Here is a 25,698-nt window from a genome sequence, read left to right as displayed (position 1 = left end):
CTACCTCCGGGTCGCTCGTCGAGCTCCTTCGCTGCGGTACTCATGTGCGACCGCCTCCTCCCGGCCCTCCGGCAGGTGCCGCGACGGTGTGGTGGGTGGTGCGGTGGGCTCCGCGGCCCCTACCTCCGGGCCGCTCGTCGAGCTCCTTCGCTGCGGTACTCATGTGCGACCGCCTCCTCCCGGCGCGGTCGCAACTCCCGCGCGTACGGTGAACTCCGGCGCTGGAGTGCTCAGCGGGACCACCGCAGTCATCGGTGGATTCCGCATTCGGTCTTGACCATACCGGCCCAACGCCCGGCGCGCGCGTCTTCGCCCGGTTGCAGCTTGCGGGTGCAGGGTCCGCAACCGACCGAGCAGTAGCCGTCCGCGAGCAGCGGGTTGACGAGCACCTGGTGCTCGTCGACGTACTCCTGCACCTGCTCGTCGCTCCAGGCGGCGATCGGGTTGACCTTGACCCTGCCGCGGCGCTCGTCGAACTCGACGACGGGCGTGTCCGCGCGGTTCGGTGAGTCGGCGCGACGCAGCCCGGTGACCCAGGCGGAGTAGTCGTGCAGTGCCTGGTCGAGCGGGGCGACCTTGCGCAGGGCGCAGCACCTGTCTGGATCGCGGGCGAACAGGCCGCGACCGTACGTCGCGTCCTGCTCCTCGACCGACTGCTCGGGGTGCAGCGAGCGCACCCGCACCGGGTAGCTCGCGTCGATCGCGTCCTTCGTCGCGATGGTCTCGACGAAGTGGTAGCCGGTGTCGAGGAACAGCACGTCGGTGCCGGGCGCGATCTTCGCGACCAGGTCGATCACCACGGCGTCGGCCATCGACGACGTGGCGGCCAGCCGGTCGCCGAACGCGGCCGCCGCCCACCGGACGATCTCCGTCGCCGGCTTGTCGGCCAGCTCGGCGGCGGCGCGGTGCGCGAGGTACCGCAGCCAGGCGGTGTCCGTGGTGTGTTCCGGGATTCGTTCGAGTAGCGGGGTGCTCATCCGCGGTCCCCCGTGGTCACGACAGCTCCTCGTCGGTGGCTCGTACGGTCCAGTCCGCGAACCGCTCACCGTCGGTCTTCGCGGCCAGGTAGCGGCGCACCACCCGCTCGACGTAGTCGGGCAGCTCGTCGGCCGCCACCTTCAGCGCGCGGACCTTGCGGCCGAAGCCGGACTTGTCGCCGAGCGAACCACCGAGATGCACCTGGTAGCCGGGCACCTGGTTGCCGGCGGAGTCGGTGATGATCTGGCCCTTCAACCCGATGTCCGCGACCTGGATCCGTGCGCAGGAGTTCGGGCAGCCGTTCACGTTGACGGTGATCGGTTCTTTGACCTCGGGCAGCCGCCGCTCCAGCTCCTCGATGAGCGCGGCGGCGGTGTCCTTGGTCTCGGTGATGGCCAGCTTGCAGTAGGTGATGCCGGTGCACGCCATGGTGTTGCGCCTGAAGCCACTCGGCCGCGCGTGCAGGCCGACCTCGTCGAGCGCGGTGATCAGCGGCTCGACCTGGTCCTCAGCCACGTCCAGCACGACCAGCTTCTGGTACGGGGTCAGCCTGATGCGCGTCGAGCCGTGCGCCTCGACGACGTCGGCCAGCTGGTTCAGCAGCGAGCCCGACACGTGCCCGACGGTGGGCGCGACGCCGACGTAGTAGTTGCCGTCGTGCTGCTCGTACACGCCGACGTGGTCGCGCGGCTGGGTGCTCGCCGGCGCAGGTCCGTCGACCAGTTTCCGTTGCAGGTACTCGGTTTCCAGCACCCGTCGGAACTCGTCGACGCCCCAGTCGGCGACCAGGAACTTCAGCCTCGCCCTCGTGCGCAGCCTGCGGTAGCCGTAGTCGCGGAATACCCTCGTGACGCCGGCCCACACGTCCGGCACGTCCTCCAGCGGCACCCAGGCGCCCAGCCGCTGCGCGAGATGCGGGTTGGTGGACAGGCCGCCGCCGACCCACAGGTCGAAGCCTGGCCCGTGCTCGGGGTGCGTCGCGCCGATGAACGCAACGTCGTTGATCTCGTGCGCGACGTCCTGCTCGGGCAGCCCGGAGATCGCCGTCTTGTACTTGCGCGGCAGGTTGGAGAACTCCTTGTCGCCGAGGTACCGGCTGGCGATCTCCTTGACGGCCGGGGTGCCGTCGATGATCTCGTCCGCGGCGATGCCGGCGACCGGGCTGCCGAGGATGACGCGCGGGCAGTCACCGCACGCCTCCTGGGTGTAGAGCCCGACCTCCTCCAGCCGGCGCCAGATCTCCGGCACGTCCTCGACGCGTATCCAGTGCAGCTGGATGTTCTGCCGGTCGGTGATGTCGGCGGAGTCGCGGCCGTACGTGGTGGACAGCTCGGCGACCGTACGGAGCTGCTGCAGGTCGAGCTGGCCGCCGTCGACGCGGACGCGCAGCATGAAGTACTCGTCCTCCAGCTCCTCCGGCTCGAGGGTGGCGGTGCGGCCGCCGTCGATGCCGGGTTTGCGCTGGGTGTACAGCCCCCACCAGCGGAACCGGCCGCGCAGGTCCTGCGGGTCGATGCCGGCGAAGCCGGTGTACTGGTAGATGCTCTCGATCCGCGCACGCACGTTCAGCGGGTCGTCGTCCTTCTTCATCCGCTCATTGGGGTTGAGCGGCTCCAGCTGGGCGAGCGCCCACTGGCCCTGGCCGGTGTGCCGGCCAGGACGGGACCGCTTCTTCGGCGGCCGTGAACTCTCCGTGGACTGCGGTGAGATGTCGGTCTGCAGCGCCATGGGCGCTCCCGTTCGCTACGTGACCCTGCGTGCAGGCGCGCGCCGGTCAAGGGGGACAGGGGTCGCTGGAAAACGTCAGCGACGCAGACAGACCGCGCTGGACACGTGGTGGTGATCCACGTGCAGCCGTGCGACGAGCAACTGGCCCGGCGCGTTCGCGAGTGCGGTCATGCCATACAGCGTGCCAAAGAAAAGGGCGAACCGGCGAGCAATCGCCCGAACTATGAGACACAGGGTGACGATGGGCGCCCGGGACCTCAGGCGGGCTGGGCGCGGAGGAAGCGTCCGAAGTGGGGGACGGTGAACGCCACCAGGCCGCGTTCGGCCGCATACACCAGGCCCTTCTTGATCAGCGCGTCGCGTGCCGGGGAGAGCGAAGCGGGCTTGCGGCCGAGCTGCTTGGCCACCTCGCCGGTCGGCACCGGGTCGTCGCCGAGCCCGGCCATCGCCTGCATGTACTCCCGCTCCGCCGGCGTCGCCCGCTCGTACCTGCTGCCGAAGAACCCCACCGCGAGCTCGGCGTCCGCCTGCGGCGCGGCCATCGCCACGTCCTCGGGAGTGATCGGGTCGGTGGCGGCGTAGTCCCAGGTCGCCTTGCCGTACGCCTGCACGAAGTACGGGTAGCCGCCGCTCTTCTCGTACAGCGCGTCCAGCGCCTCGGGTGTGAACGTGACCTCCTCCTTCGCCGCCGGCAGGCACAGCGCCGCGTCCGCGGCATCGCGGTCCAGCCGGTCGATACGCGAGTACGCGAACAGCCGCTCGGAGTAGCTCTTGCTCGTCGACAGCACGGCCGGCAGGTGGGGCAGGCCGGCGCCGACCACGATCAGCGGCCCGTCCTGCTGGCTCAGCTCGTGACAGGCCCCGCAGACCGCCGACACGTCCGCGGGCGTCAGGTCCTGCATCTCGTCGACGAACAGCGCGATGCCGACGCCGAGGTCGGTGGCGATCGACGCCGCGTCGAGGAACAGCTCGGTGAGGTCGATCTCGATGTCGCCGGAGTCCGCGCGGCCCTTCGTCGCGGGCGCCTCGATGCCCGGTTGCCAGCGGTCGCGCGGACCGCTGGACGCCTTCAGCGCGAACGCCTTCAGCACGCCGAGGAACGCGTCCACCCGGTCCGGGTCGCGGTGCCTGGGGGCGATCTCCCTGATCGCCATGTGCATCGCGGCGGCCAGCGGCCGGCGGATCGACTGGTCCGGCCTGGCCTCCAGCTTCCCGGTACCCCACAGCCGGCCGATCGCCTGCGAGCGCAGCGCGTTGAGCAGCACCGTCTTGCCGACGCCGCGCAGCCCGGTGAGCAGCAGGCTGCGCTCCGGTCGGCTCCTCGCCACCCGCTCGAGCACGACGTCGAACGTCTGCGTCTCGCGGTCGCGGCCGGCCAGCTCGGGCGGCCGCTGGCCGGCGCCTGGCGCGTACGGGTTACGTACCGGGTCCATCTCTGGGACGCTATACCGTTCTCTAGCGCGGGCCGTAGATTTCGTTAGAGGCCGCTAGCGCGTGTCGCCTCACGCGGCGAGCTGGCGGAGTCGTGCGACGACCGCTTCCGCCTGGTACTCCTCGGCCGGCAGTCGGTGCGGGCCGGTGCCGATCGCAGCTGCCAGGGCGCGCAGGTCGGTGCCGGAGAGCAGCCCACGACCCGCAGGTTCGAGCGGGATGGTCACCTTGCCGGAGTCGTCGCGCGCGTGCAGGTGCAGGCCGCGAGCGAACACACGATGCCGCTCGAACCAGACGTCGGCGATCGCCAGGTCGACGGCGCTGCGCCGCCAGATGCCCCTGCGGCGCAGTGTGGTGCCGGCGAGCTCGGCGCGGGTTGCCAGCTGTTCGGCCAGCGCGAGCGGCAGGCAGGCCATCGCGGCCGCGGCGAGCCAGCCGGCCGCGATGGCGGCGTCCGTGCGGCTGTTGTGGATCAGCAGTGCCGTCCCGAGGGCCAGTAGCACTGTGGTGACGAGCTGCGCGGCGATCGGTGACCTGCCAGGTCGGATGGAGAGCTCGTGCAGCGAGGTGGGTGCTCGGTGGGTGCTGGCTGTCGTCGTCATGGTGCGGCTTTGGACTGCGGCCGCCGCCTGCTGGTTCCCGGCCGGTGTCTGGCGCCGGTTGTCTAGGTGACGGACGCGACGACGCGTAGGCCCATGAGGAGCACGCTGATGCCCAAGAGGACGCCGATGGTGACCGCGAGGACGACCTGTTGCCTGCGCAGCTTGCGCGCGACGCTGCTGCGTAGGGCCTCGTTGACGGCCAGGTCACGCAGCCCGTTGCCCACTGCCCACGCCTGCCGCGCAGCGGGATTGCTGTACGCGGCAGCATGGCTGGCGTCCGCGAGTGCGATCAGGTCAGGCGCCGGCAGTACGCCGCCGGCCCGGACGAGCGGCAGCCGCGCCGAGCGGCGCGCCGACGGGTCGGTGGCAATGAGGATGTGCTGCCTGATGGCCAGGCGTGCCGTCGTGAGGTCCACGCGGCGACGCTGGAACAGGCTCGTGGTCACCAGCGTCGTGCCGGTCAGCCACGCTCGCGGCCGCGGCCACCAGAGGAGCAGCGCGCCCATGCCCAGGCAGAGCACGCCCATCGACGCGACCACCACTTCGAGCGCGATGGTCACCGAGTCGGCGGCAACCGACCCGTCGTCGAGGAACACGCCGATCAGGACGTTCAGCCCGGTGGTGAGCGGTACCAGGGCGAGGGGTCGCCCGAAGCTGCGTTCGCGGATGTAGTTGGGCAGCTCCCGGCCGGGCTGTTCGGCCGCCGGGGCGTACGGGTTACGTGCCGGGTTCATCTCTGCGACGCTATACCGTTCTCTAGTGCGGGCCGTAGATTTCGTTAGACGCCGCTAGCGGCGAGTTGGCGGAGCTGAGCGGCGACGGCCCACGCCTGGGTGTGGGCGGGGTCCGGCCGCGGTCCGCACTGGATCGCGTTCGCCAGCGCAGTCAGCTCGCCGGCAGGTAGCCGTGCGCCGTGGACGTCCAGTACGACGGTTATGGTCACGCCGGTGCCGACGTCGCGGCAGGACAGCAAGAGTGGCAGGCTGCCGACGAGCTTCCAAGCGAGCCGAGCCGACAACCCGCCCCAGCGATCGGCAGTGCGCGACTCTCCAGCCAGACGTGTGCGGTTGCCAGGTCCACTCGCTTGGTGGCGAAGACCTCGCGGTCGAACAGCGCGGTGCCCGCGAGCCACGTCGCGGCACGGCCAAGCCGGATGAACAGCACCACGAACCACACGGTGCCCGCGAGGAACGGTGTCGGTGCCAGCAGTGCGACCGCCACGCTGCCCTCTGTGATGCCGATCGTGGCGGCCAGGATTGCGAGGGTCAGCAACACTACGAGCACGACGGTGTACGCGATGGCGAGTCCACGCGTCTGCCGGTTGTCGGCGTTCGTCGACAACGGCAGGTAGTGCAGGGCGTGGTGTGTGTTGCTCACGCGATGACATTAGCGGGCCCGGACGAGAAACGACCCCCGAGCGCTTCCTGTACTGCGGGCAGCACAGGCCGGCTGGACTAACGCCGGTGCTCGAGGGCCGGGCGGTTGCCTGGTATTCGCCGTCGCCACCAAGACGACTGGCTAGGCAGGTCTGAAGGTGCGGCGACTAGCGGACAGCCACCTCACGAGTCCGATAGCTACACATCTACTGGACCACCTCCTCTCCCGTGTTCCTCCACCCTATGCGGGGGATCGCCGATGGCAAATCCCTTTTCCTGGCGTGGTATGGGGACGGTCAGGCGACCTCGGGTGGCTGGCCGGTCTCACTGGCCATCGGCTTGCCGGCCAGCGCCCACGCGGTCATCCCGCCGGTGACGTTGACCGCCGGGTAGCCGGCCTGGCCGAGCGCGGCGGCGGCCTGGGCGGACCTGCCGCCGGAGCGGCAGACGATGTACAGCTGCTCGCCGCCCGCCGTCGCCGGCACCTCGCCGAGTCGGCCGGCGAGCTCGCCGAGCGGCACGTGGACGGCGTTCGGTGCGTGCCCGGCGACCCACTCGTCCGGTTCGCGGACGTCGAGGAGCACGGCGTCGTCGGGCAGCTTCGCGGCCTCGATCTCGGGAACGTTGGGCGAGCCGGACATGGTGGATGGTCCCTTCGCTGAGCCTGCAGCCAGGTTGTCAGAATCCGGCCGCAGGACGTCGGCCAGGGTGGGCTACTTCAGCAGTCGGGACAGCCGGCGGTCGGCGAGCACCTTGCCGCCGGTCTGGCACGTCGGGCAGTACTGCAGCGAGCGGTCCGCGAACGATACCTCGCGTACGGTGTCGCCGCACACCGGGCAGTTCTCCCCGGCGCGGCCGTGCACCGCCATGTTCGTCTTCTTGTCGCGCTTCAGGTCGCCCGCCGCGAGCCCGCCGGACCGTTCCACCGCCTCCGTCAGCACACGCACGGTGACGTCGTGCAGCAGCTCGATGTCGTCGTCGGTCAGGTCGGCAGCTACCCGGTACGGCGACATCTTCGCCGCGTGCAGGATCTCGTCGCTGTAGGCGTTCCCGATACCGGCGATCACCGCCTGGTCGCGCAGCAGTCCCTTGATCTGGGTGCGCTTGCCGGCGATCAACGTGCGCAGCGCGGCCACCGTGAACTCCGGGACCAGCGGGTCGATGCCGAGCCTGGCGACGCCCTGCACCTCCGCCGGGTCGCGCACCAGGTACGCGGCGACCTTGCGCTGAGTACCCGCCTCGGTGATGTCGAAGCCGGCGCCGTCGGCGAACCGCAGCCGCAGCGAGAGCGGGCCCTTGCCGCGCCGCGGCGAGCTCTTCGGCAGCTCGTCGTGCCAACGTAGCCAGCCGGCCCTGGCGAGGTGCACGACCAGGTGCAGCGGGTCGCCTTGGCCGCCGAAGTCGAGGTCGAGGAACTTGCCCCAGCGCGTGGTACCCGTCAGCGCCCGGCCGGTGAGCGCGGTGATCTGCGGGTCGTACGTCTTGAGCACGCTGAACGCGTACACGTCGACGTTGTCGACCACGGCACCTGTCGCCTGGCCGGCGACGAAGGTGGCCAGCGACTCGACCTCGGGAAGCTCGGGCACAACCCAAGTGTGCCCGAGTTCCGCGTTATCCGCAGAGCCCTTGGACGAGCGGGAACGGGTTGACCGGGTTGCCCCCGCCAGGCCAGTGCTCGAAGTGCAGGTGTGGCACGGTGCCCTGCGCGTTGCCGCTCATCCCGACCCGGCCGACCTGCTGCCCGGCGACCACCCGCTCACCCGTGCTGACCACGTTCGAGTCGTGGTGCGCGTAGTAGTACGAGTCGCCGCTCTCGCCCTTCAGGATCACGATGGTGCCACCCAGGCCGTCGTAGCCGGCCTCGCTGATGGTGCCGTTCTCGAGGGCGTACGTGGGGGTACCCGTCGGGGCGAGCATGTCGGTGCCTTCGTGCGCCCGACCGCCGCTGCGCGCCGATCCCCAGGTGTCGGAGATCTGCACCGGCTCGCCGACAGGGCAGGCGCCCTCGCCCGACATCTTTGCCCGGTCCGCCTGGCCGTTCTTGCGGGCGGCCAGGGCCTTCGCGGCCTCGAGCAGCTTGGCGTTGAGCTTCTTGCGCTTCTTGGCCAGGCCGGCCTTCTCCGCGGCGGCGTCCTTCTTCGCCTTGTTCAGCGAACGTTGCTGTTTGCCGAGTTTCTTGGCCTGGGTGGTGGCGTCCTTGATCGCGATGTTGTCGCTCTTGCTGAGCAGCGAGAGCGTGGTCATCCGCTGCGCGACCACGCCTGGGTCGTCGTTGGACGCCAGCGCCACCATCGGGTCGTTCGCCGGGCCCGAGGTGTACGCGAGCCTGGCGGTCTGGGCGACCCGGTCGCGGCTGGCAGTCAGGCGCTGCTTGGTCTCGCGGACCTGGCGGCCGACCTTCGCCTGCCGGTGGCTGAGCGCGTCGAGGCGGTCCTCGCTCTTCTCGTGCTCCTCGGCGAGACGCTTGAGCTGGGCACGGATCGACGCGGGGTCGGCGTCATCCTTTGCCGCCTTCTTCTCGGCCTCCGCCCGCTGGGCGGTCTTCGAGTTGGCGGACACGGCGCTCCCGTTCGCGGTCGTCGCGGCCTGTGCGGTGCCGCCGGAGAGCAGCAACGCGGCGATGGCCACGAGAACGGCGAACAGGGTTTCGGGGCGTTCGGGGCGTTTCATGGGACGCGTTTTACTGTAGACGATGGTTACGGGAAGGTCACGCCAGCCCCTCGGGTAGCCGACTTCTGTGTGACCAGGCCCGCGGCACGTGTCTGGCTGGTTTCGGAGCGTGGCCGTAGTTGCCGTGCCGGCCCTGTGCCACCGACCAATGTTTTACCTTGGCTAGGTCGCGGGGGTCACCCGCCGTCAGCTGAGTCATCGGTGGGAGGGGCAAGGTGGGCGTGTGTCCGCGCTGTGACGCGCAAACCGAGCCCGAGGACCGGTTCTGCCGGCAGTGCGGCGGCTACGTGTCCGCGACCCCCAGCTTCGACGACCTCGAGGCCCCGGACCCGGCCGGGGACGGCGACCCGCAGCCGCAGGACTACGGCGATCCAGTGGAGTTCGCCGGCCCGCCGGTTCCCGCCATCGACGACGGGAGCACCGACTACCCGCAGCCTACGGTGGACAGCTGGTCGGATGCGGACGCGCACTGGCAGCCGTCGTTCACCAGCGGTGACCAGTACACGATCCAGCCCACCATGGCGCAGCCACCGGGGTACCCGCCGCAGCAGTACCCGCCCCCGCCGTACGGTGTGCCGCCGCCGGGGATGACGCACTACGGGCAGCCGCCGCCCCCGCCGCAGCACGGTGGCGGGCGCCGTCGCGTCGTGTACGCAGCGCTGATCGCCCTCGCCGTGCTGCTCGCCGGCACACTCGCCGTCGGTAGTGTGCTCGCGCTCGGCGGCGGCGACGAGGACGACACGGCGGACGCGAAGGACAGCTCCCCTGTCGCCACGTCGAAGAAGCAGGGCGAAGGGTCGGCGGCACCGACCACCGGCGCCAAGACCGCCACCGAGCAGGCCGAGGCGGTCGACGCGTTGCTCAGCAAGGCGGCCGACGGCAAGCACCTGCTGACCATCGCGTACGACCAGGCGAACAACTGCGAGATCACCCCTGCGCAGGCGGAGAAGCGGTTCGAGGCGGCGGCGGACAACCGCAGGTCGATCGTGCGCAAGGCGCGGAAGCTGGACACCTCGCGGCTGGACAACGGTCCGCGGATCAAGTCGCAGATGATCGCCATGTACAGCACGTCCGCGAAGGCGGACGACGCGTTCGCCGCCTGGGCGCGTGCGGGTGCGAACAGCGGCACGTCGTGCCTGTCCGAGACCACCAAGCGGACGAAGGGCAACAGCCTCTCCATCCGCGCGGGCAAGCAGAAGCAGCAGTTCGTGCGCGTCTGGAACCCGGTCGCCAAGCAGTTCGGCCACAGCAAGCGCAGCAAGAGCGGCCTCTAGCGCCGCTACTCCTCCGGCAGGCCGTGGCCGCGGCTGCGGTACAGGTCGAGGATGCGCTCGCGTGGGATGACGCCGCATCGGGTGGCCCAGTCCTCGTACGCCGCGCTCATCCGCGCCACCCGGTCGGGGTGGTCGGTGGCCACGTCGTGCAGCTCGGTGCGGTCGGTGTGCATGTCGTAGAGCTCCCACGACTGCCCGTGCTTGCGGACGAGCTTCCAGCGGCCCTGCCGCACTCCCGCGTTGCCCTCGTGTTCGAAGAACAGCGGGCGCTCGCCCTCGACCGGTTCGCCGCGCAGCGCGGGCAGCATGCTCCTGCCCTTCGCCGCCGGCACCGGTTCGCCCGCACGGGTGGCGGGGTACTCCGCGCCGGCCGCGTCGAGCAGCGTCGGCAGCACGTCGACGAGCTGGAACGGGGTGTCGCACAGCTCGCCCGGAGTGCCAAGCTCGGCCGGCCAGTGCACGACGAACGGCGTGGCGATGCCGCCCTCGTGCACCCAGTGCTTGTACTCGCGGAACGGGGTGTTGGAGAGGTTCGCCCACGGCCGCCCGTAGCTGGCGTACGTGTGCTCGGGGCCCGGCGTCACCTCGTGCGTGTTGCCGGGTACGACGGTGCGTCCCGCCCGGGTGACCTCGTGCATCGGTACGAAGCTGGTGACGAACTCGCGCACCGACTCCGGCGGCATCTCCTCCGCACAACCGCCGTTGTCGGAGAGGAAGACGACGATGGTGTTGTCCAACCGGCCGAGCCGTTCCAGGGTGTCGAGGACGCGGCCGATGCCGGCGTCCATCCGGCTCACCTGGGCCGCGTAGACCTCCATCCGGCGCGCCTGCCACTCGGGCAGGTCGACGTCGTCCCACGCCGGCACCCGTGGGTCGCGGTCGGTCAGTGGCCACGACTCGTCGATGATGCCCTCGGCCACCAGCCGTTCGAGCCGCTTTTCCCGCAGCGCGTCCCAGCCCTCGTCGAACCGGCCCTCGTACTTCGCGATGTCCTCGTCGTGCGCGTGCAGCGGCCAGTGCGGTGCGGTGTACGCGAGGTACAGGAACAGCGGCTTGTCCGGCGTCTGCTCGTGGTGCTCCGAGACGAACCCGGCCGCGTTCGCACTGATCGCGTCGGTGTAGAAGAACTCGGGGTCGAGCGCCTCGTGCTCGATGCTCTCCTCGTCGCGGATCAGCGTGCGCGGCTGGTAGAAGCTGCCCGCGCCCTCGAGCGTGCCGTACACCCGGTCGAAGCCGCGCCTGCTCGGCCAGGCGCCGTTCGGTTTCTCCATGTCCGACGCCAGGTGCCACTTGCCGCTGAGGTACGTGCCGTAGCCCGCGCCGCCGAGCGCCTCGGCGGCGGTGACGCAGCGCTCCGACAGGTTGCCCGGGTAGCCGTCCGGGATGTCGTCGAAGTTGAGGATGCCGACGCCCACCTGGTGCGGGTGCAGCCCGGTCATCAGCGAGGCGCGGGACGGGCTGCACCGCGGCGAGTTGTAGAACTGGGTGAACCTCGTGCCTTGCCGGCCCAGCCGGTCCAGGTTCGGGGTGTCGATCTCGCCGCCGTAGCAACCGATGTCGGAGAACCCCATGTCGTCCGCGAGGGCGACGACGATGTCGGGACGCTGGTCGTCAGACATGACTGTGCACCTTAGTGTCGATCTCGTCGATGGACTTCTTGTGCGTCTCGGGCAGGAAGATCAACGAGACGATGCTGATGATCGCCATCGCCAGTACGTAGACGGCGACCGGCCACGATGCGCCGGTGTACGCGCTGACCAGTGCGGTGCAGATCGCCGGCGCCACGGCGCCGCTCGGCAGCACACCGATCTGGTAGACGGCGGACATCCCGCTGTACCGCACCCTGGTGGGGAAGATCTCGGCGAACAGCGCGCCTTCAGGGCCGTACATGCCGCACGCGGCGATGCCCCAGCCGATCACGATGGCGATCCCGATCAGCAGCGACGACTTGGTGTCGATGAGCCAGAAGATGGGGAACGCCGTGACGGCGGCGATCAGCGCGCCTCCCATGAAGACCGGCCGCCGGCCGATCCGGTCCGACAGCCGGCCGGCGGCCAGTACAACGACGAACCCGACGGCGGCAGCGATCAGCAGGCTGTCGAGTGCGATCTCCTTGCGCAGCTTCAGCACCTCGACGGTGTAGGTGACGAGGAAGGCGTTGTAGACGTTGAACGTCACGCTCTCGCTCACTCGCGCACCCATGCCGAGCAGCGTCGTACGTGGGTGCTTCCTGATCACCTCGAACAGCGGCACCTTGGCCTGCTCGTTCTGCTCCTTCAGCTGGCTGAATGCCGGCGGCTCGCTGACCTTCAGCCGGATGAACAGGCCGATGAGCACCAGCACGATGCTGATCAGGAACGGCACCCGCCAGCCGCCTTCGGCGAGCGCGTTCTCGCCGAACGCGTTGACCGCGCTGACCGACGCGGTGGCGAGCAACAGCCCGATGGGCACGCCGAGCTGCGGCCAGCTGGAGTACCAGCCGCGGCGGTCCTTCGGCGCGTGCTCGACGCAGAGCAGGATCGCGCCGCCCCACTCGCCGCCGAGGCCGATGCCCTGGAGCATCCGCAACAGCAGCAGGATGATCGGTGCGGCGACGCCGATCTGCGCGTACGTGGGCAGCAGGCCCATCGCGAACGTGGCCAGGCCCATGATCATCATCGTCACGACGAGCATCTGCTTGCGCCCGAGCCGATCACCGAGGTGGCCGAAGATGATGCCGCCGAGCGGCCGGGTGACGAAACCGGCCGCGAAGGTGCCGAACGCGAGCAGCGTGCCGTTCAGCGCGTTCGCGGTGGGGAAGAACTGGGCGTTGAAGACCAGAGCGGCCATCGTCCCGTAGAGGAAGAAGTCGTACCACTCGACGACCGTGCCGATCAGGCTGGCCGCTGCGACCTGGCGGATGGACGTGGTCGGGTCAGCTGTCGAAGAGCGCATCGCCGCGCCTCTCGTTCGTTGGCTTGCCTATTGACCCATTCAATGGGACACTACATTCACTTGACGGGACATCTTGTGTCGTGCGAGGTAGCGACGTCAACCCTGCGAGGACCGGTGGCCGGCGATGAGTGAGCTGTTGCGGCGCGCTGTGCACATCCTCGACGTGCTGCGCGTGGAGCGGGCCGGGCTGACCATCAGGGAGGTCGCGGCCGAGGTCGACCTGCCGAAGAGCACCGTGCAGCGGCTGCTGAAGGAGCTCGTCGAGACCGACATGGCCGCGCAGGACGAGGTCACCCGCAAGTACCGGCTCGGCCCGCGCACGCTCGCGCTCGGCATGGCGTACCAGCGCCGGCTCGACCTGCGCAGCGTCGCGCGACCGTACCTGACCCGGCTACGCGACGAGCTCGGCGAGACGGTCGGGCTGTCCGTCCCGCTCGGGCACGAGCTGATGCACCTCGACCAGGTGGAGTGCGCCGAGCGGCTGCGGGCCACCTTCGAGGTGGGCCGCCCGCTGCCGCTGTGGAGCGGCGCGCCCAGCCGGGTGCTGATGATGGAGATGTCCGAGGACGAGGTGCGCAGGATCGCCGCGGACCGCAGCCGGGTCGACTACCACCCGGTCAACGCGCCCACCCCCGACGAGGTGGTCGCCGGCGTGGCCGCGACCAGGGAACGCGGGTACGCGATGGCCTTCGAGGAGACCATCGCCGGGGTCAGCACGATCGCCGTCCCGCTGCGCGGCCACGCGGAGCGCGTGGTGGCGACGCTCGGCGTCACCGGGCCGAGCAGCCGGTTCGGCCGCAGCGAGATGGAGTCCGTCGCCCCGACCCTCGTCGACGCGGCCCGCGAGATCAGCGCCAAGCTCGGCGGTGTAGCCGCTAGCTGACCGCCTCCTCGGGCTCCGCCGTCGGCGGTAGGTCGCGGGGGAGGTGCACGTGGAAGGTCGCGCCGTTGCCGGGGGAGCTCTCCACGCCGGCCCAACCGCCGTGGCCGGCGACGATCGCCGAGACGATGGACAGGCCGAGGCCGGTGCCGCCTGCGGACCTGCTCCGTGAGGTGTCCACCCGGTAGAAGCGCTCGAAGACGCGCCTCGCGTCGTCCGCGGACAGGCCGGTGCCGGCGTCGGTGACGTCCAGGCGGACCCTCCCGCCGTCGTCCGGGTCGTCGCCGATCCGCACCACCACGGGTACGTCGATGGTGGTGTGGGTGAGCGCGTTGTTCACCAGGTTGGTCAGCACCTGCCGCAGCCGCGCCTCGTCGCCGACGACGATGGCGCCGTCGGGGTCCTCGACGGTCAGCGTGATGTCGCGGTCCGGCTGGATCGCGCGGCCGGCGTCCACCGCGTCGGCGGCCAGCTCCACCAGGTCGACGGGGTCACGCGCCATCGGCCGGCGCTGGTCCAGCCTGGCCAGCAGCAGCAGGTCGTCGACGAGCAGCCCCATCCGGGTCGACTCGTCCTCGATCCTGTGCATCAGCCGGTCGGTGTCCTCCCTGGTGCCCGCCGCGCCCTGCCGGTACAGCTCGGAGAAGCCGCGGATGGACGTCAGCGGGGTACGCAGCTCGTGGCTGGCGTCGGCCACGAACTGTCGCATCCGGCCCTCGGAGTTGCGGGCCGCCGCCTCGGACGCCTCGCGATCTCGGAACGCCTCCTCGATCTGGCTCAGCATGGTGTTCAGCGCCGTCGACAGCCGGCCGATCTCCGTACGCGGATCGGACTCCGGTACCCGCCGGGTGAGGTCACCGGCCGCGATGGCACCTGCGGTCGACTCGACCGAGACGAGCGGACGCAGGCTACCGCGTACCAGCACGTAACCGAGTGCGCCGATCAGCGCGAGTACGGCGGCGTCGACCACCAGCAGTGTGCCGGCCAGCCGGCCGATGGTCTGGTCGGTGGTCGCGAGGCTGACCGCAAGCGCGATGCTCCCCGACCCGTCGGCAAGCGGGCTTACCGCCACCCGCCACCGGCCCTCACCCTCGACGGAGCGGACGGTGAACGCCTTGCCGTGCAGGCGGTGTGCGCGGGAGATGTCGATCGAAGGGATGTCCGGCTCGTCCGGGTAGAACGTCGCGCCGAAGACCCGCCGGTCGGCGCCGGTGGCGGGGAAGACGGTGACCACGTACTGGCTGGGCAGCTGCAGGCCGCTGGTCGTCGGCCGTCCCCAGGTGCCCTGCTGGGCCGCCTCGGTCATCTGCCGCTGCGTGGCCAGCAGGCTGTCGTCGACCTTGGCGTAGAGGTACGTGCGCAGAGCGGCGACCGTGGCGCCGCTGGCGACGGCGAGCCCCACGCTGACCAACAGCAGCACGGCCGCGACGAGCTTGACCCGCAACGGCCAGGTCGACGGGGTGGGCAGCCAGCCGCGTACTGCGGCCGCCAGCCGTTCGCTCATCTGCGCGGCTTCCGTAGGACGTAGCCGACGCCGCGCACGGTGTGCAGCAGTCGCGGCTGCGTGGTGTCGATCTTCCGTCGCAGGTACGAGATATACGACTCGACGATGTTCGCATCGCCACCGAAGTCGTACTGCCAGACGTGGTCCAGGATCTGTGCCTTGGACAGTACGCGCCCGGTGTTCTCCATCAGGTAGCGCAGCAGCTTGAACTCCGTCGGGGACAACGACACCGGCTCGCCGGCTTTGTACACCTCGTGCGACTCGTCGTCCAGTTCGATGTCGGCGAAGCTGAGCTTCGCCGACCGCAGGTTCGCGTCCGGGCCCGCCGTGCGTCGCAGCACCGCACGGATACGCGCGACCAGCTCCTCCAGGCTGAACGGCTTGGTGACGTAGTCGTCACCGCCGAGGGTGAGTCCCTGCACCTTGTCGCCGGTCGCGTCGCGGGCGGTGAGGAAGAGCACGGGCACCCTGATGCCGTCCGCGCGGAGCCTGCGCACCACGGCGAAGCCGTCCATGCCCGGCATCATCACGTCGAGCACGAGCAGGTCCGGCCGGATCTTCTGCACGGCCGTGACGGCCTCGGGCCCGTCGGTCGCCGTGGTGACGTCGAAACCCGCGAACTGCAGGCTCGCGGACAGCAGCTCGACGATGTTCGGCTCGTCGTCGACCACGACGAGGCGCGCCTCCGGCTCGTTACCGTTCTCCGGCACGGGTCACCTCCTGGAGGCAGTATTGCCGTACGGCCTGCCGGCATCCTGACCAGATGCTGGGAAAAGCCTGAACGGCAGGGTCGACGATTCAGCGTGTGCTGTATAGTTCAGTGCATGCTGACGCGAGCGACGCGGATGGACGCGCTGACCAGGCTGGGCCGGGCGCTGGCCGACCCGACCAGGTGCCGGCTGCTGCTTGCCCTGCTCGACGGCCCCGGCTACCCCAGCCAGCTCGCCAGCGAGCTGGGTTTGACCAGGTCGAACGTGTCGAACCACCTGGCCTGCCTGCGGGGGTGCGGGTTGGTCGTCGCGGTGGCCGAGGGGCGGCAGGTGCGCTACGAGCTGGCCGACCCGCACCTGGCCCGCGGCCTGGCCGAGCTGTGCGACGTCGTGCTCGCCGTCCGCCCGGAGCAGCCGTGCGTCGACGACGACGCGACCGTACCTGCGGTGGCCGGATGACCGTCCGCACCGCGGTACTGCAGCGCAGGGTGCGGCTGATCGTCGCGGCCACGATCACGTACAACGTGCTCGAGGCGATCGTCGCGATCGCCGCAGGTACGGTCGCGTCGTCCGCGGCGCTGATCGGCTTCGGGCTGGACTCCACCGTCGAGGTGCTCTCCGCGGCCGCCGTCGGCTGGCAGTTCGCCGGCCGCGACCCGGCGGCCAGGGAGAAGCGCGCCCTGCGGATCGTCGCCATCGCCTTCTTCGCGCTCGCCGCGTACGTCGCCGTCGACGCGGTACGCGCGCTGTGGGTGCAGCAGGCACCCGAGCACAGCCCGGTCGGCATCGGCCTCGCGGCCGTCAGCTTGCTCGTGATGCCGCTGCTGAGTTGGCTGGAACGCCGCACCGGGCGCCAGTTGGGCTCCGCGAGCGTGGTCGCCGACTCCAGGCAGACGCTGCTGTGCACCTACCTGTCGGCCGTGCTGCTGGTCGGGCTGTTGGCGAACGCACAGCTCGGCTGGTGGTGGGCGGACCCGGTGGCGGCGTTGGTCATCGCCGGGGTCGCGGTGAAGGAAGGCAGGGACGCCTGGCGTGGCGACGCGTGCTGCTCGCCGGTCGCCGCACTGCACGGGCACGACGACTGCGGTTGCGGCGACGGATGCGCCTGCGCGTAACTGCGTACGGCTACTCGATGCCGCGGCGGCGCAGGATCTCCTCGATGTCGCCGATACCTTCGTCCTCCTCGGCCGGTTGGTCGCTCGCGGCCACCTGCTTGGTGTCCGCGGCCTCGCCGGACTCGACGGCCTTGCCGTCCTCGCCGGCGGCGACCCTGCGGCGGCCGAGCATCACCCCGGAGATCACCCACAACACGACGGCGAGACCGATCACTGCGACGCCGATCCACGCGGTGAGGGAGAACGCCGCCCGGGTGACCCAGCTGATCAGGTCGACTCCGAACGGCACCACGATGCTGAGCAGCCCCATCAGGTAGAGCCCGATGGGCAGCAGCGACCACGAGATCAGGCGTAAGCCGGACGCGGCCCCGCGTCGCCGCCAGACCAGGATGCTGAGCAGCACCCCGATCCCGGTGAGACCCGCACAAACCGGGAGCCACAAGACTTCGCCGTAGTTGTCCATGGCGTTCAATCCTCGCACGTCGGCTACGGTGGTGCGCCGGGGTCGCCCCTGAGGTCGTCCCTGATCTGCACTGCCGGGTACCCGTTACCGTAGCGGCATGGCAGAGCAGAACCGTGCAGGACAGCCGGCGACACCGGCGGATCTCGTCGACGTGGCGCGCTTGGTCACCGCGTACTACGCCGAACATCCCGACCCTGCCGTACCGGAGCAGCGGGTGGCGTTCGGCACCTCCGGGCACCGCGGTTCGGCGTTCGACCTCGCGTTCAACGACGACCACATCGCGGCGACCAGCCAGGCGATCAGCGATTACCGCGCCGGTCAGGGCACCGACGGTCCGCTGTTCCTCGCCCGCGACACCCACGCGCTGAGCGAACCGGCCTGGGCGACCGCGCTCGAGGTGTTCGCCGCCAACGGCGTCACGGTGCTCGTCGACGCGCGGGACGGCTATACGCCGACGCCTGCGCTCTCGCACGCCGTGCTCGCCCACAACCGCGGTCGTACGACCGGTCTCGCCGACGGTGTGGTCGTCACGCCGTCGCACAATCCGCCGCGCGACGGCGGCTTCAAGTACAACCCGCCCAACGGCGGTCCGGCCGACACGGCCGTCACCAAACGGATCGAGGAGCGGGCGAACGAGCTGCTCGCCGACGGCCTCGCCGGCGTGCGGCGGATACCGCTCGCACGCGCGCGGGCGGCCGACACCACCGCCGGTTACGACTTCCTCGACGCGTACGTCGGCGACCTCGAGTCGGTCGTCGACCTGGCGGCCGTACGAGCGGCGGGCGTCCGCATCGGCGCTGACCCCCTCGGCGGTGCGAGCGTCGCGTACTGGGGCGCCATCGGCGAGCGGTACGGGCTCGACCTGACGGTGGTGAACCCGTCGGTCGACCCGACGTGGCGGTTCATGACGCTCGACTGGGACGGCAAGATCCGGATGGACTGCTCGTCGCCGTCCGCCATGGCGTCGCTGATCGCCCAGCGCGACAGCTACGCGATCGCCACCGGCAACGACGCCGACGCCGACCGACACGGCATCGTCACCCCGGACGCCGGGCTGCTGAACCCGAACCACTTCCTCGCCGCTGCCATCGACTACCTCTACCGCGTGCGCGACGGCTGGCCGGCGACCACAGCGGTGGGCAAGACGCTGGTGTCGTCGGCGATGATCGACCGGGTGGCCGCCGACCTCGGCCGGCAGCTGTACGAGGTGCCCGTCGGGTTCAAGTGGTTCGTCGACGGCCTGCTCGACGGCTCGCTCGGCTTCGGCGGCGAGGAGAGCGCAGGCGCGTCGTTCCTCCGCCGCGACGGCTCCGTCTGGACGACGGACAAGGACGGCATCGTGCTGTGCCTGCTCGCCAGCGAGCTGACGGCCGTCACCGGTGAGAGCCCGAGCGCACGCTACGCGAAGCTCACCGAGCGGTTCGGCGCGCCGGCGTACGCGCGGGTGGACGCCGCGGCGAGCCGGGAGGAGAAAGCGATCCTCGGCAAGCTGACCGCCGACCAGGTGACCGCGACCGAGCTGGCCGGCGAGCCGATCACCGGCAAGCTCACCGCCGCGCCGGGCAACGGTGCCGCACTCGGCGGGCTGAAGGTCACCACCGACAACGCCTGGTTCGCTGCGCGACCGTCCGGCACCGAGGACGTCTACAAGATCTACGCCGAGTCGTTCCGCGGCGCGGAGCACCTGACCCAGGTGCGGGAGGAAGCCCGAGCAGTGGTGAGCGCCGCCCTGTCCGGCTGACGGCTGCGTGGCTGCGCGTCAGTGGCCTTGCAGGCGGGTGCCGAGGTCCTCGGTCTCGGTATGCATCTCGAACTCGATCAGCACCTCGCCGCTGCCGTACGACGCGGCGAACGCGTCCGCGATCGCCTTGTGGTTGCCCAGCCAGAGGTCCTGCGGTGTCGGCGGCAGGATGTCCTCCCACAGCGACAGGCAGGTGCCGCGCAGCTGGCCGTAGCCCTCCGGCCGCGCGTAGCAGAACACGTTCAGGTGTGCGTCCGTGTCACCCCACCGGGCGACGTGCACGCGGGCGATGCCGTCGAGTGCCTGCATCGCGCGTTCCAGGTGGACGACGATGCGGCCGAGCTGGCCGGCCATGTCGTCGTCGAGCTGGCCGAGGTCGACGTGTGCCTTCGGCTGGATCATCACCGCGGCCGGCAGCCCCGAGGCCTGTGGCTCGATGGCGAGCACCCAGTTGTCGTCCATCCAGATCGCGCCCTGCTCGACGGCCATACACCGCGGGCACTCGGCTGGGCCGTGGTCGCCGCGCCGCGGCGGCTCGGGGACGGTCGGTTCGAGCAGCGGCTTGACGTGCAGCTCGCCCTCGTAGGGGAACTGGGGCATGACGACGTACATGGGTACCGGTAGTCGACCGTCGCTGTCGACGACGGCTTGCACGCGGTCGTAGACGTTCCTTGGATCCTCCGGCATGACAAGCACCTCGGGTCGTCGTGAATGTCCGGCCTCGGAGAGTGTACGGGTCATGCGGCCGTCGGGTAGCTGGCTTCCCCGGCTGCCACCTTGACGGTGGTCATCCGGCGCTTGCCCACCCAGCCCTTGGTGCGCGGCGTCACCTCATGCGGCGTGCCCGGCTGCCGCCTGCGCTCGTGCTTGCCCCGGTAACCGTGCCCTGGTTCTTCCTGTGCGCTGCCATCGCAGTCCTTCCTCCGCCACGCCCACCAGAGGGCAGTGCCTACGTACTGGTGGGGTAGACGGCGGTACGACCGCTTCGGTTGCGGGGGACGGCGCGGTGTAGCTCACACTGCGCATTGCGACTGGGTGGTCGCGGTGGCGTCACTGTGTGGGCTGCTACGCCTCCGCGTCCGGCAGTACGCCCGCCGGCAGGTAATCTGGCTTGGTGCGAAGCGGTGGCTTGGGCAGCTCGTGTTGACCGATCCGGCAACGCTCGAGGAAGCAGTTCGACAACCGCTCCCTGGTCGGGTAGAGCCAGCGGTCGTGCCAGTACAGCGAGGCGTCGCTGGCTCCTGCCCCGTCCACGTCGTCGACCATCGCCGCCTTCCAGGACGCCTGCAGGGCGGCGAGCTCCTCCACCACGTTCTGGTGTGCCGGCCAGCACGGCGGCACCGGGTCGTAGGTCTGGCCGGAGAGGCTGTACGCCTGCTGCATCCAGTCGACCCAGTTGATCAGCTCGTACCAGTCCTGCGCGGTGGCCCGCGCCGACCACGGCTGGAACTTTGCCGGGTCGAGGCCGCCGTCGCCGCCACCCCCGCTGTCGCCGCCGCCTTGGCCGTTCTCGAGTCCGTCGACGCGGGCGGCCAGCTCGGCCAGTTGGTCGCCCATCGCGTCGTACCGCGCGTCCGCGTACGTCTTCACGTCGGTCATCAACGTGGTCAGCTCGCCCAGCGACGTCTGGGCGGCCTCGAGCGCGTTGGCTTCGGCCTCGGTCGGCACGGCGGTCGGGTCGCTGCCGTTCTGGGACGGCTCGTCGGGAGTGGACACGGGCCTCAGTTCCTACGGACGTTCAGCCAGGCGGCCAGGCCGGCGTTCGGGTCACCCTGGTTGCCGGCCGGGAGTTGTTGCTCCGGTTGCTGCCCGATCGGCGGCACCGGCTCTACCGGCTGGTTCATGTGCTGCATGTTCATGGCGTCCTGGCGCTGCTGTTCCTGCTTGCCGTACTTGCGCTCGGATTCCGAGACGATGGCCGCGTCATCGGTCTTGAAGTAGTACTCCGCGTTCAGCATCAACGGTCGTACGCCGGCGAGCATCGCGACCAGCCGCCCCTCGGGCAGTGCCGCCAGTTCGGCCACCGGCAGGATCGCCTTCGCCCGGGTGCTGTCCTGCCAGCCGGACTTCAGCCACATGCTCTGCGCGTCGGTGTTCGACGTGTGTACCGGCATCTCCCACTCGCCGACGGTGTCGGAGATCAGCTTGAGGAACTCGCCCTCGCCGCTGCCGCCGCCGTAGACCTTGCAGGTTGCCGCGTCCCAGAGGACCTTCATGCCCTCAGGTCCCCACAGCTGCACGCCCTGCGACCACGACTGCAGGAACGTCATCAGCACGATGCCGCGGGACCGGTAGTGGCTGTACATCTCCGGCAGCTGCCGCCACCGGCAGACGTTCGCCACCTCGTCGAGCACCGCCATCATCGGCGGGTTGAGCCGGCCGCTGGAGAGGCTGGACGCGTAGTCCTCGGCCAGCCGCATGGTGACGGCGGTGAGCGCGGTGGTGAGCGCTGCGGCGGAGCCCTGTCCCTTGCGGGAGATGAGGTACAGCGTGTCGCGGCTGCGGACGAAGTGCTCCGGGCTGAACTCGCGCTTGCCCTCGCCCGGGGTGATCCACTGCACGATCTGGTCGTTCAGCAGGAAGTCGACGTAGAGCTCGGCACTGGCGTAGATGCTGTCGCGGGTCTTGTCCGGCAGTCGCCGCAACGCACCGAGCGCGGCACCGGTCAGGCCGTCCATGCCGTGGTGCCGGAAGATGTCCTCCATCGTGGTGTCGCGCGGGTCGGTGAGCCAGAGGTAGATGTCCGTGATCGGGCGTTGGTCGATGGCCGCCGCGTACAGCGCGAGCGAGAGCAGCTTCTTCGCCTTCGGGTCGAAGAACGAGTCCTCGCGTGCCTGCTGCTTGTCCTCGACCTTCGCGTCGGCGAGCGTCTCGCCGAGCTCTTCCGCCTTGGTGAGGTTGTGCAGGTGCTTGAGCGGGTTCCACCACCAGCTCGGCTTCTCGCCGGCGATGTCCTGCGGGTCGAACACCCAGCAGTCACCTACCTGCTCGCGCGGCTTGCGGGTCTTCACCATCACCTCCGGTTTGTTGGAGGTGGAGACCACTGCGCCCGGCGCGCGCAGGATCGCGGGCACTACACGGGACGTCGTCTTACCGCGGCCGATGCCCCAGATGTCGAGGTGCAGGAACTCCCACGGCGCGTAGACGAGCTGACTGGTACGGACGCTACGGCCGCAGAGGACGCCGGGCTCCGCCGTGCCGACGTTCAGCCTGGCGCTCATCTGCTCGGCGGCCAGCAGAGTGGCGCGCTCGTCGCGGCGCGACCCCATCCGGCGGGACGCGTCGTCCCACTCGGTCTTGTCCACGCCCTTGCGGAAGGTCTTTATGAGGACGAATACGCCACCGCCGAGCGCACCGAGCAGCACCCACTCGAGGAGCAGCACGAACGTCGTCATAGCGGTCCACTCGAGTTCGCCGTTGATCAGCTCGATGATCGCGGCGAACGGGTTGTGGAACTCCCATTCTGCGCCGTTCCACCAGTCGGCGACCGTGATTGCGGTGCCGATGGTGAACGCCAGCGTCGCTGCCGACGCGATGGCGATAAGGACGGCTATGGGTCCGGCGTCACTCTTGCCAGCGGCCTTCATCTGTCCTCCCTCTCGCCGGCCACGCAGCGACGGCTGCCACGCACGGGTCCAATGACGTACGCTACCTGCAAAGCGATGACCGGTGGCCGCTTCACCGGGAGTAGTTGAGCCGAGGGGGCGAGATGTCCGAAGATTTCGCGGCACCGGACGCCGGCTACGAGCCCGGCGGCAGGGATCGCCGCGGCCAGTACCGCGACGAACGCGCCACGGACCACTCGAACCCCGACGTGACCCAGCCGATCGGCCGCAGTCCCGAGACCACCGCCGAACTCGGCCTGGACAGGAGCGGCCAGTACGCGCGCGACGGGCGGGAGACCGCTCGCAGCCAGGACATCGACCAGCGGATGGAACGGCTGCGCGAGCAGCACGGTGACGACCAGCAGCGCCGGGACGGACAGCAGGGGCGCAGCGAACGGCTGGTGGCCGACGAGCAGCGCACCGAGCAGCCCGGTCGCGACACGAACGACGTCTCGCATCCGTCGAACCCGCAGCGGCTCGGGATCAACGGCATGGTGGCGGACCAGGAGCACAGCGTCAACCGGCAGAGCAACCGGCTCGAGGAACGGATGGCGGCTGCCACGGCCGACCCGGAGAAGTCCAACCAGCAGATCGCTACAGAGAACCTCAACGAGCTCAGGGGTCGCCAGGCCAACGGCATGGGGTCCGACACAAAGGTGCAGAACGAGATGCAGGCCCGCGCGCAGACGCGCGGGGACCTGCAGGGGAAGATCGATGCCGCGCAGCAACGCGGGCGGCAGCAGATGGACGGCCGCGATGGCGGCCAGCAGACCAGGCAACGGGACCAGGCGGACCGCCGGGTCAGGGAGGACCGCGACCGCGGCGAGCGTCACAACTCCCACAGCCACGCGCGCTAGCGCGGACCACGGGCCCAGACACAGGACCGCCCACCACGGTGCGAGAGCGTGGTGGGCGGCGTTCTGTTACGGCGTTCTGCGGTTGCTCAGAACACCGTCACGTGTACGTGGTCGTAGTGGCAGCCGGTGATATTGCTCGGGTCCGGGCAGCTGTAATGCCTCGACTCGTACGGCCGCCAGCGGTCCGGCTGGTTGGTCGACGACCATTTCTTGCCCTGCCAGATGACGTACTCGACCCCGAGCGTCTTCTGGTTGGCGACCAGCCAGTTGGCCATCGCCCAGCCGGCATCCTTGTTGTGTTGCGTGTTCGCCGGCGTATACATGAAGTCACACGCCACGCCGCTGGAATGGTCGCCCACGCTGTCTTCTGACGGATCTCGATGGCAATGTTCTGACGAGGGTCTGGAACCCGATTGGTTCATTCTGTTCAGTAGGTTCGCCATCCGCGGCGTGATCTTCGCGCCGTCGGTGTAGGGGTCGGGTCTGGTAGCCGACTCCGCGGGCCAGTCGGTCTTCACGTCCGTGTTGCCCTTCTTGCCCGGGCTGGTGTCGCCGCCACCGACCAACGAGCCTCCGCCGGGCTGGCACTGTCCCTGGTCCTCGCCGGGGATGGTCGGCACCTCGCCGTCGGCGTACACCCAGGCGGACTCGAGCACGCTGTTCACGTAGGTGTCCGGGTTGTTGTAGCGGAGGATGGCGCTGCGCACGGCCTGCTCGCTGCCACCCTTCACGCCGTCGGCGACGAGCTTCTTCGCCGCGGACGGCGCAGCGTCCTGGATGTCGTAGACGTTCATCACGCCGTCGCCGTTGCCGTCGGTCTTGTACGCGTCCCAGGTCGTCTGGCCGGGCGCGTTGTCCCTGAAGTTGGGGTTGGCGTTGAACTGCATCGGGCCGGCGCAACACCCCTCCGGTTCGTCGGGGAACGCGGCGTCGTTGTAGCCCGACTTGACGCCCTCCGCGTCCAGCTGGCCGTGCTGGGTCTCCACCCAGCCGATGCCGGCGAGCAGCTGCCAAGGCAGGTTGTAGTCCTGGCCGGCCTTCTTGTACGCGGCCAGGTAGTTCTCCGGGATCGGACCGGCCTTCGAGATGTGGTCGATTCCCGGGCCGTCCGGCTTCGGCAGTGGGATGCCGCCGACATCGGTGTCGTCGCCGCCGTCGCCCGGATCGCTGGGCCGCTCGAACGCCGCCCGCATCGCCGCGGCGTTCTGGTTGTTCGCCTCGCTCACTGGCTTGGCGGCCTTGACGTACGGGTGCGCGTCGACCGCACTGTCCAGGCCGCCGTAGCCGCCCGGGTGGTACTCGAAGTGCAGGTGCGAGCCGCTGACGTCGGGGGGACGGATGTCGCCGTCGTACCCGATCCGAGCGATGCCCTGGCCGGCCTTCACGTTGTCGCCTTCCGTTACCTCGATCTGGCTGGCGAAACTGTGCGCGTAGAGGGTGCTGAACTTCTTGCCGTCGATGTTGTGGTCGATGACGATGTAGTGTCCGTACCCGCCGGGGTTCGCCTTGACCCTGGAGACGACGCCGTCGGCGTAGGCGTAGATCGGTGCGCCGTACCCGCCGCTCGGGTAGTCGGTGCCGTGGTGGAACGTGCCCCACCGCTCGCCGAAGCCGCTGCTGACCCTGATGTCGTCGACCGGCTGCACGGTGCCCTCCGCGCCGCCGGGCGGTAGTGGGTTGGACTGGGAGACCTCGTCACAGGTGGCCGCCACGGCCATGCCGCCCATGCCGAGCGGGGCCAGGAAGAGGACGGCGAACATCAGCACGAACGGGAAGGCGCAGACGCCGGCGACGCCGAACATGAACATCAGGCTCTTCGAGGCCATCCCT

24 protein-coding genes are annotated in these 25,698 nt (G+C 69.9%); 6 read left to right on the top strand and 18 right to left on the bottom strand.

What is annotated here, in order from left to right; translation table 11 throughout:
* Nucleotides 1–248 precede the first annotated feature (248 nt).
* The 9 genes from GEV07_12865 to GEV07_12825 form a co-directional block, all read right to left on the bottom strand.
* Nucleotides 249–977 carry a phosphoadenylyl-sulfate reductase gene (locus GEV07_12865; protein MQA03564.1) on the bottom strand — a complete coding sequence of 243 codons (729 nt, stop codon included), beginning with the start codon at nucleotides 975–977 and terminating at the stop codon, nucleotides 249–251.
* Between the two features lie 16 nt (nucleotides 978–993).
* Nucleotides 994–2,706: a nitrite/sulfite reductase gene (locus GEV07_12860; protein MQA03563.1), complete on the bottom strand. Its 1,713-nt coding sequence runs from the start codon at nucleotides 2,704–2,706 to the stop codon at nucleotides 994–996.
* A gap of 257 nt (nucleotides 2,707–2,963) precedes the next feature.
* Nucleotides 2,964–4,139 (bottom strand): AAA family ATPase, encoded by a 1,176-nt coding sequence (locus GEV07_12855; protein ID MQA03562.1) that lies wholly within the window; start codon nucleotides 4,137–4,139, stop codon nucleotides 2,964–2,966.
* A 69-nt stretch (nucleotides 4,140–4,208) separates the two neighbouring features.
* A complete protein-coding gene (locus GEV07_12850) occupies nucleotides 4,209–4,739 on the bottom strand; it encodes a hypothetical protein (protein ID MQA03561.1) in 531 nt (176 codons plus the stop codon).
* Between the two features lie 62 nt (nucleotides 4,740–4,801).
* Complete coding sequence (locus GEV07_12845; protein MQA03560.1) at nucleotides 4,802–5,473, bottom strand: hypothetical protein; 672 nt, start codon at nucleotides 5,471–5,473, stop codon at nucleotides 4,802–4,804.
* A 205-nt stretch (nucleotides 5,474–5,678) separates the two neighbouring features.
* Nucleotides 5,679–6,116 carry a hypothetical protein gene (locus GEV07_12840; protein MQA03559.1) on the bottom strand — a complete coding sequence of 146 codons (438 nt, stop codon included), beginning with the start codon at nucleotides 6,114–6,116 and terminating at the stop codon, nucleotides 5,679–5,681.
* Between the two features lie 295 nt (nucleotides 6,117–6,411).
* On the bottom strand, nucleotides 6,412–6,756 hold the full coding sequence (locus tag GEV07_12835) for a rhodanese-like domain-containing protein (GenBank protein ID MQA03558.1): 345 nt from the start codon (nucleotides 6,754–6,756) through the stop codon (nucleotides 6,412–6,414).
* Nucleotides 6,757–6,828: 72 nt separating this feature from the next.
* On the bottom strand, nucleotides 6,829–7,701 hold the full coding sequence (locus GEV07_12830; protein ID MQA03557.1) for an Fpg/Nei family DNA glycosylase: 873 nt from the start codon (nucleotides 7,699–7,701) through the stop codon (nucleotides 6,829–6,831).
* 25 nt (nucleotides 7,702–7,726) lie between these two features.
* Nucleotides 7,727–8,785 (bottom strand): peptidoglycan DD-metalloendopeptidase family protein, encoded by a 1,059-nt coding sequence (locus GEV07_12825; GenBank protein ID MQA03556.1) that lies wholly within the window; start codon nucleotides 8,783–8,785, stop codon nucleotides 7,727–7,729.
* Nucleotides 8,786–9,072: 287 nt separating this feature from the next.
* On the opposite strand from GEV07_12825, the gene GEV07_12820 reads away from it, so the two are divergent.
* Nucleotides 9,073–10,059: a hypothetical protein gene (locus tag GEV07_12820; GenBank protein ID MQA03555.1), complete on the top strand. Its 987-nt coding sequence runs from the start codon at nucleotides 9,073–9,075 to the stop codon at nucleotides 10,057–10,059.
* Between the two features lie 5 nt (nucleotides 10,060–10,064).
* On the opposite strand, the gene GEV07_12815 is transcribed toward GEV07_12820, so the two are convergent.
* Nucleotides 10,065–11,678, bottom strand: coding sequence for a sulfatase-like hydrolase/transferase (locus GEV07_12815; GenBank protein MQA03554.1), 1,614 nt, complete (start codon nucleotides 11,676–11,678; stop codon nucleotides 10,065–10,067).
* A complete protein-coding gene (locus GEV07_12810; GenBank protein ID MQA03553.1) occupies nucleotides 11,671–12,993 on the bottom strand; it encodes an MFS transporter in 1,323 nt (440 codons plus the stop codon). Before GEV07_12810 ends, GEV07_12815 begins: the two co-directional genes overlap by 8 nt.
* Nucleotides 12,994–13,117: 124 nt before the next feature.
* On the opposite strand from GEV07_12810, the gene GEV07_12805 reads away from it, so the two are divergent.
* The gene (locus GEV07_12805; GenBank protein ID MQA03552.1) at nucleotides 13,118–13,876 is read left to right on the top strand and encodes a helix-turn-helix domain-containing protein; all 759 of its coding nucleotides are present in this window, start codon (nucleotides 13,118–13,120) and stop codon (nucleotides 13,874–13,876) included.
* Here the strand turns inward: GEV07_12805 and GEV07_12800 are convergent.
* Nucleotides 13,869–15,377, bottom strand: coding sequence for a HAMP domain-containing protein (locus tag GEV07_12800; protein MQA03551.1), 1,509 nt, complete (start codon nucleotides 15,375–15,377; stop codon nucleotides 13,869–13,871). The genes GEV07_12805 and GEV07_12800 overlap by 8 nt on opposite strands.
* Nucleotides 15,374–16,087, bottom strand: a complete 714-nt coding sequence (locus GEV07_12795; GenBank protein ID MQA03550.1) for a response regulator — start codon at nucleotides 16,085–16,087, stop codon at nucleotides 15,374–15,376. The genes GEV07_12800 and GEV07_12795 overlap by 4 nt, the downstream gene beginning before the upstream one ends.
* 114 nt (nucleotides 16,088–16,201) lie before the next feature.
* Between GEV07_12795 and GEV07_12790 the strand changes: the two genes are divergently transcribed.
* Both GEV07_12790 and GEV07_12785 read left to right on the top strand, forming a co-directional pair.
* Nucleotides 16,202–16,546: a metalloregulator ArsR/SmtB family transcription factor gene (locus tag GEV07_12790; protein ID MQA03549.1), complete on the top strand. Its 345-nt coding sequence runs from the start codon at nucleotides 16,202–16,204 to the stop codon at nucleotides 16,544–16,546.
* Nucleotides 16,543–17,202, top strand: a complete 660-nt coding sequence (locus GEV07_12785; GenBank protein MQA03548.1) for a cobalt transporter — start codon at nucleotides 16,543–16,545, stop codon at nucleotides 17,200–17,202. The genes GEV07_12790 and GEV07_12785 overlap by 4 nt, the downstream gene beginning before the upstream one ends.
* A gap of 10 nt (nucleotides 17,203–17,212) precedes the next feature.
* Here GEV07_12785 and GEV07_12780 read toward each other — a convergent pair whose 3' ends face one another.
* On the bottom strand, nucleotides 17,213–17,665 hold the full coding sequence (locus GEV07_12780; GenBank protein MQA03547.1) for a cellulose synthase: 453 nt from the start codon (nucleotides 17,663–17,665) through the stop codon (nucleotides 17,213–17,215).
* A 97-nt stretch (nucleotides 17,666–17,762) separates the two neighbouring features.
* Between GEV07_12780 and GEV07_12775 the strand changes: the two genes are divergently transcribed.
* A complete protein-coding gene (locus GEV07_12775; protein MQA03546.1) occupies nucleotides 17,763–19,406 on the top strand; it encodes an alpha-D-glucose phosphate-specific phosphoglucomutase in 1,644 nt (547 codons plus the stop codon).
* A gap of 18 nt (nucleotides 19,407–19,424) precedes the next feature.
* On the opposite strand, the gene GEV07_12770 is transcribed toward GEV07_12775, so the two are convergent.
* The 3 genes from GEV07_12770 to GEV07_12760 all read right to left on the bottom strand — a co-directional run bounded on the left by GEV07_12770 (nucleotide 19,425) and on the right by GEV07_12760 (nucleotide 22,993).
* Entirely contained in the window at nucleotides 19,425–20,093 is a 669-nt protein-coding gene (locus GEV07_12770) for a hypothetical protein (GenBank protein MQA03545.1), read from the bottom strand.
* A gap of 378 nt (nucleotides 20,094–20,471) precedes the next feature.
* The gene (locus tag GEV07_12765; protein ID MQA03544.1) at nucleotides 20,472–21,122 is read right to left on the bottom strand and encodes a hypothetical protein; all 651 of its coding nucleotides are present in this window, start codon (nucleotides 21,120–21,122) and stop codon (nucleotides 20,472–20,474) included.
* A 5-nt stretch (nucleotides 21,123–21,127) separates the two neighbouring features.
* Entirely contained in the window at nucleotides 21,128–22,993 is a 1,866-nt protein-coding gene (locus GEV07_12760; GenBank protein MQA03543.1) for a TraM recognition domain-containing protein, read from the bottom strand.
* A gap of 122 nt (nucleotides 22,994–23,115) precedes the next feature.
* Between GEV07_12760 and GEV07_12755 the strand changes: the two genes are divergently transcribed.
* Nucleotides 23,116–23,868: a hypothetical protein gene (locus GEV07_12755; protein ID MQA03542.1), complete on the top strand. Its 753-nt coding sequence runs from the start codon at nucleotides 23,116–23,118 to the stop codon at nucleotides 23,866–23,868.
* A gap of 86 nt (nucleotides 23,869–23,954) precedes the next feature.
* On the opposite strand, the gene GEV07_12750 is transcribed toward GEV07_12755, so the two are convergent.
* Complete coding sequence (locus tag GEV07_12750) at nucleotides 23,955–25,694, bottom strand: peptidoglycan DD-metalloendopeptidase family protein (protein ID MQA03541.1); 1,740 nt, start codon at nucleotides 25,692–25,694, stop codon at nucleotides 23,955–23,957.
* Nucleotides 25,695–25,698: the final 4 nt, after the last annotated feature.

The sequence above is a fragment of the Streptosporangiales bacterium genome, from assembly GCA_009379825.1.
Taxonomy (GTDB): Bacteria; Actinomycetota; Actinomycetes; order Streptosporangiales; family WHST01; genus WHST01.
The sequence above is the reverse complement of the archived record's forward strand: the minus strand, read 5'-3'. Positions and strand labels throughout refer to the sequence as shown.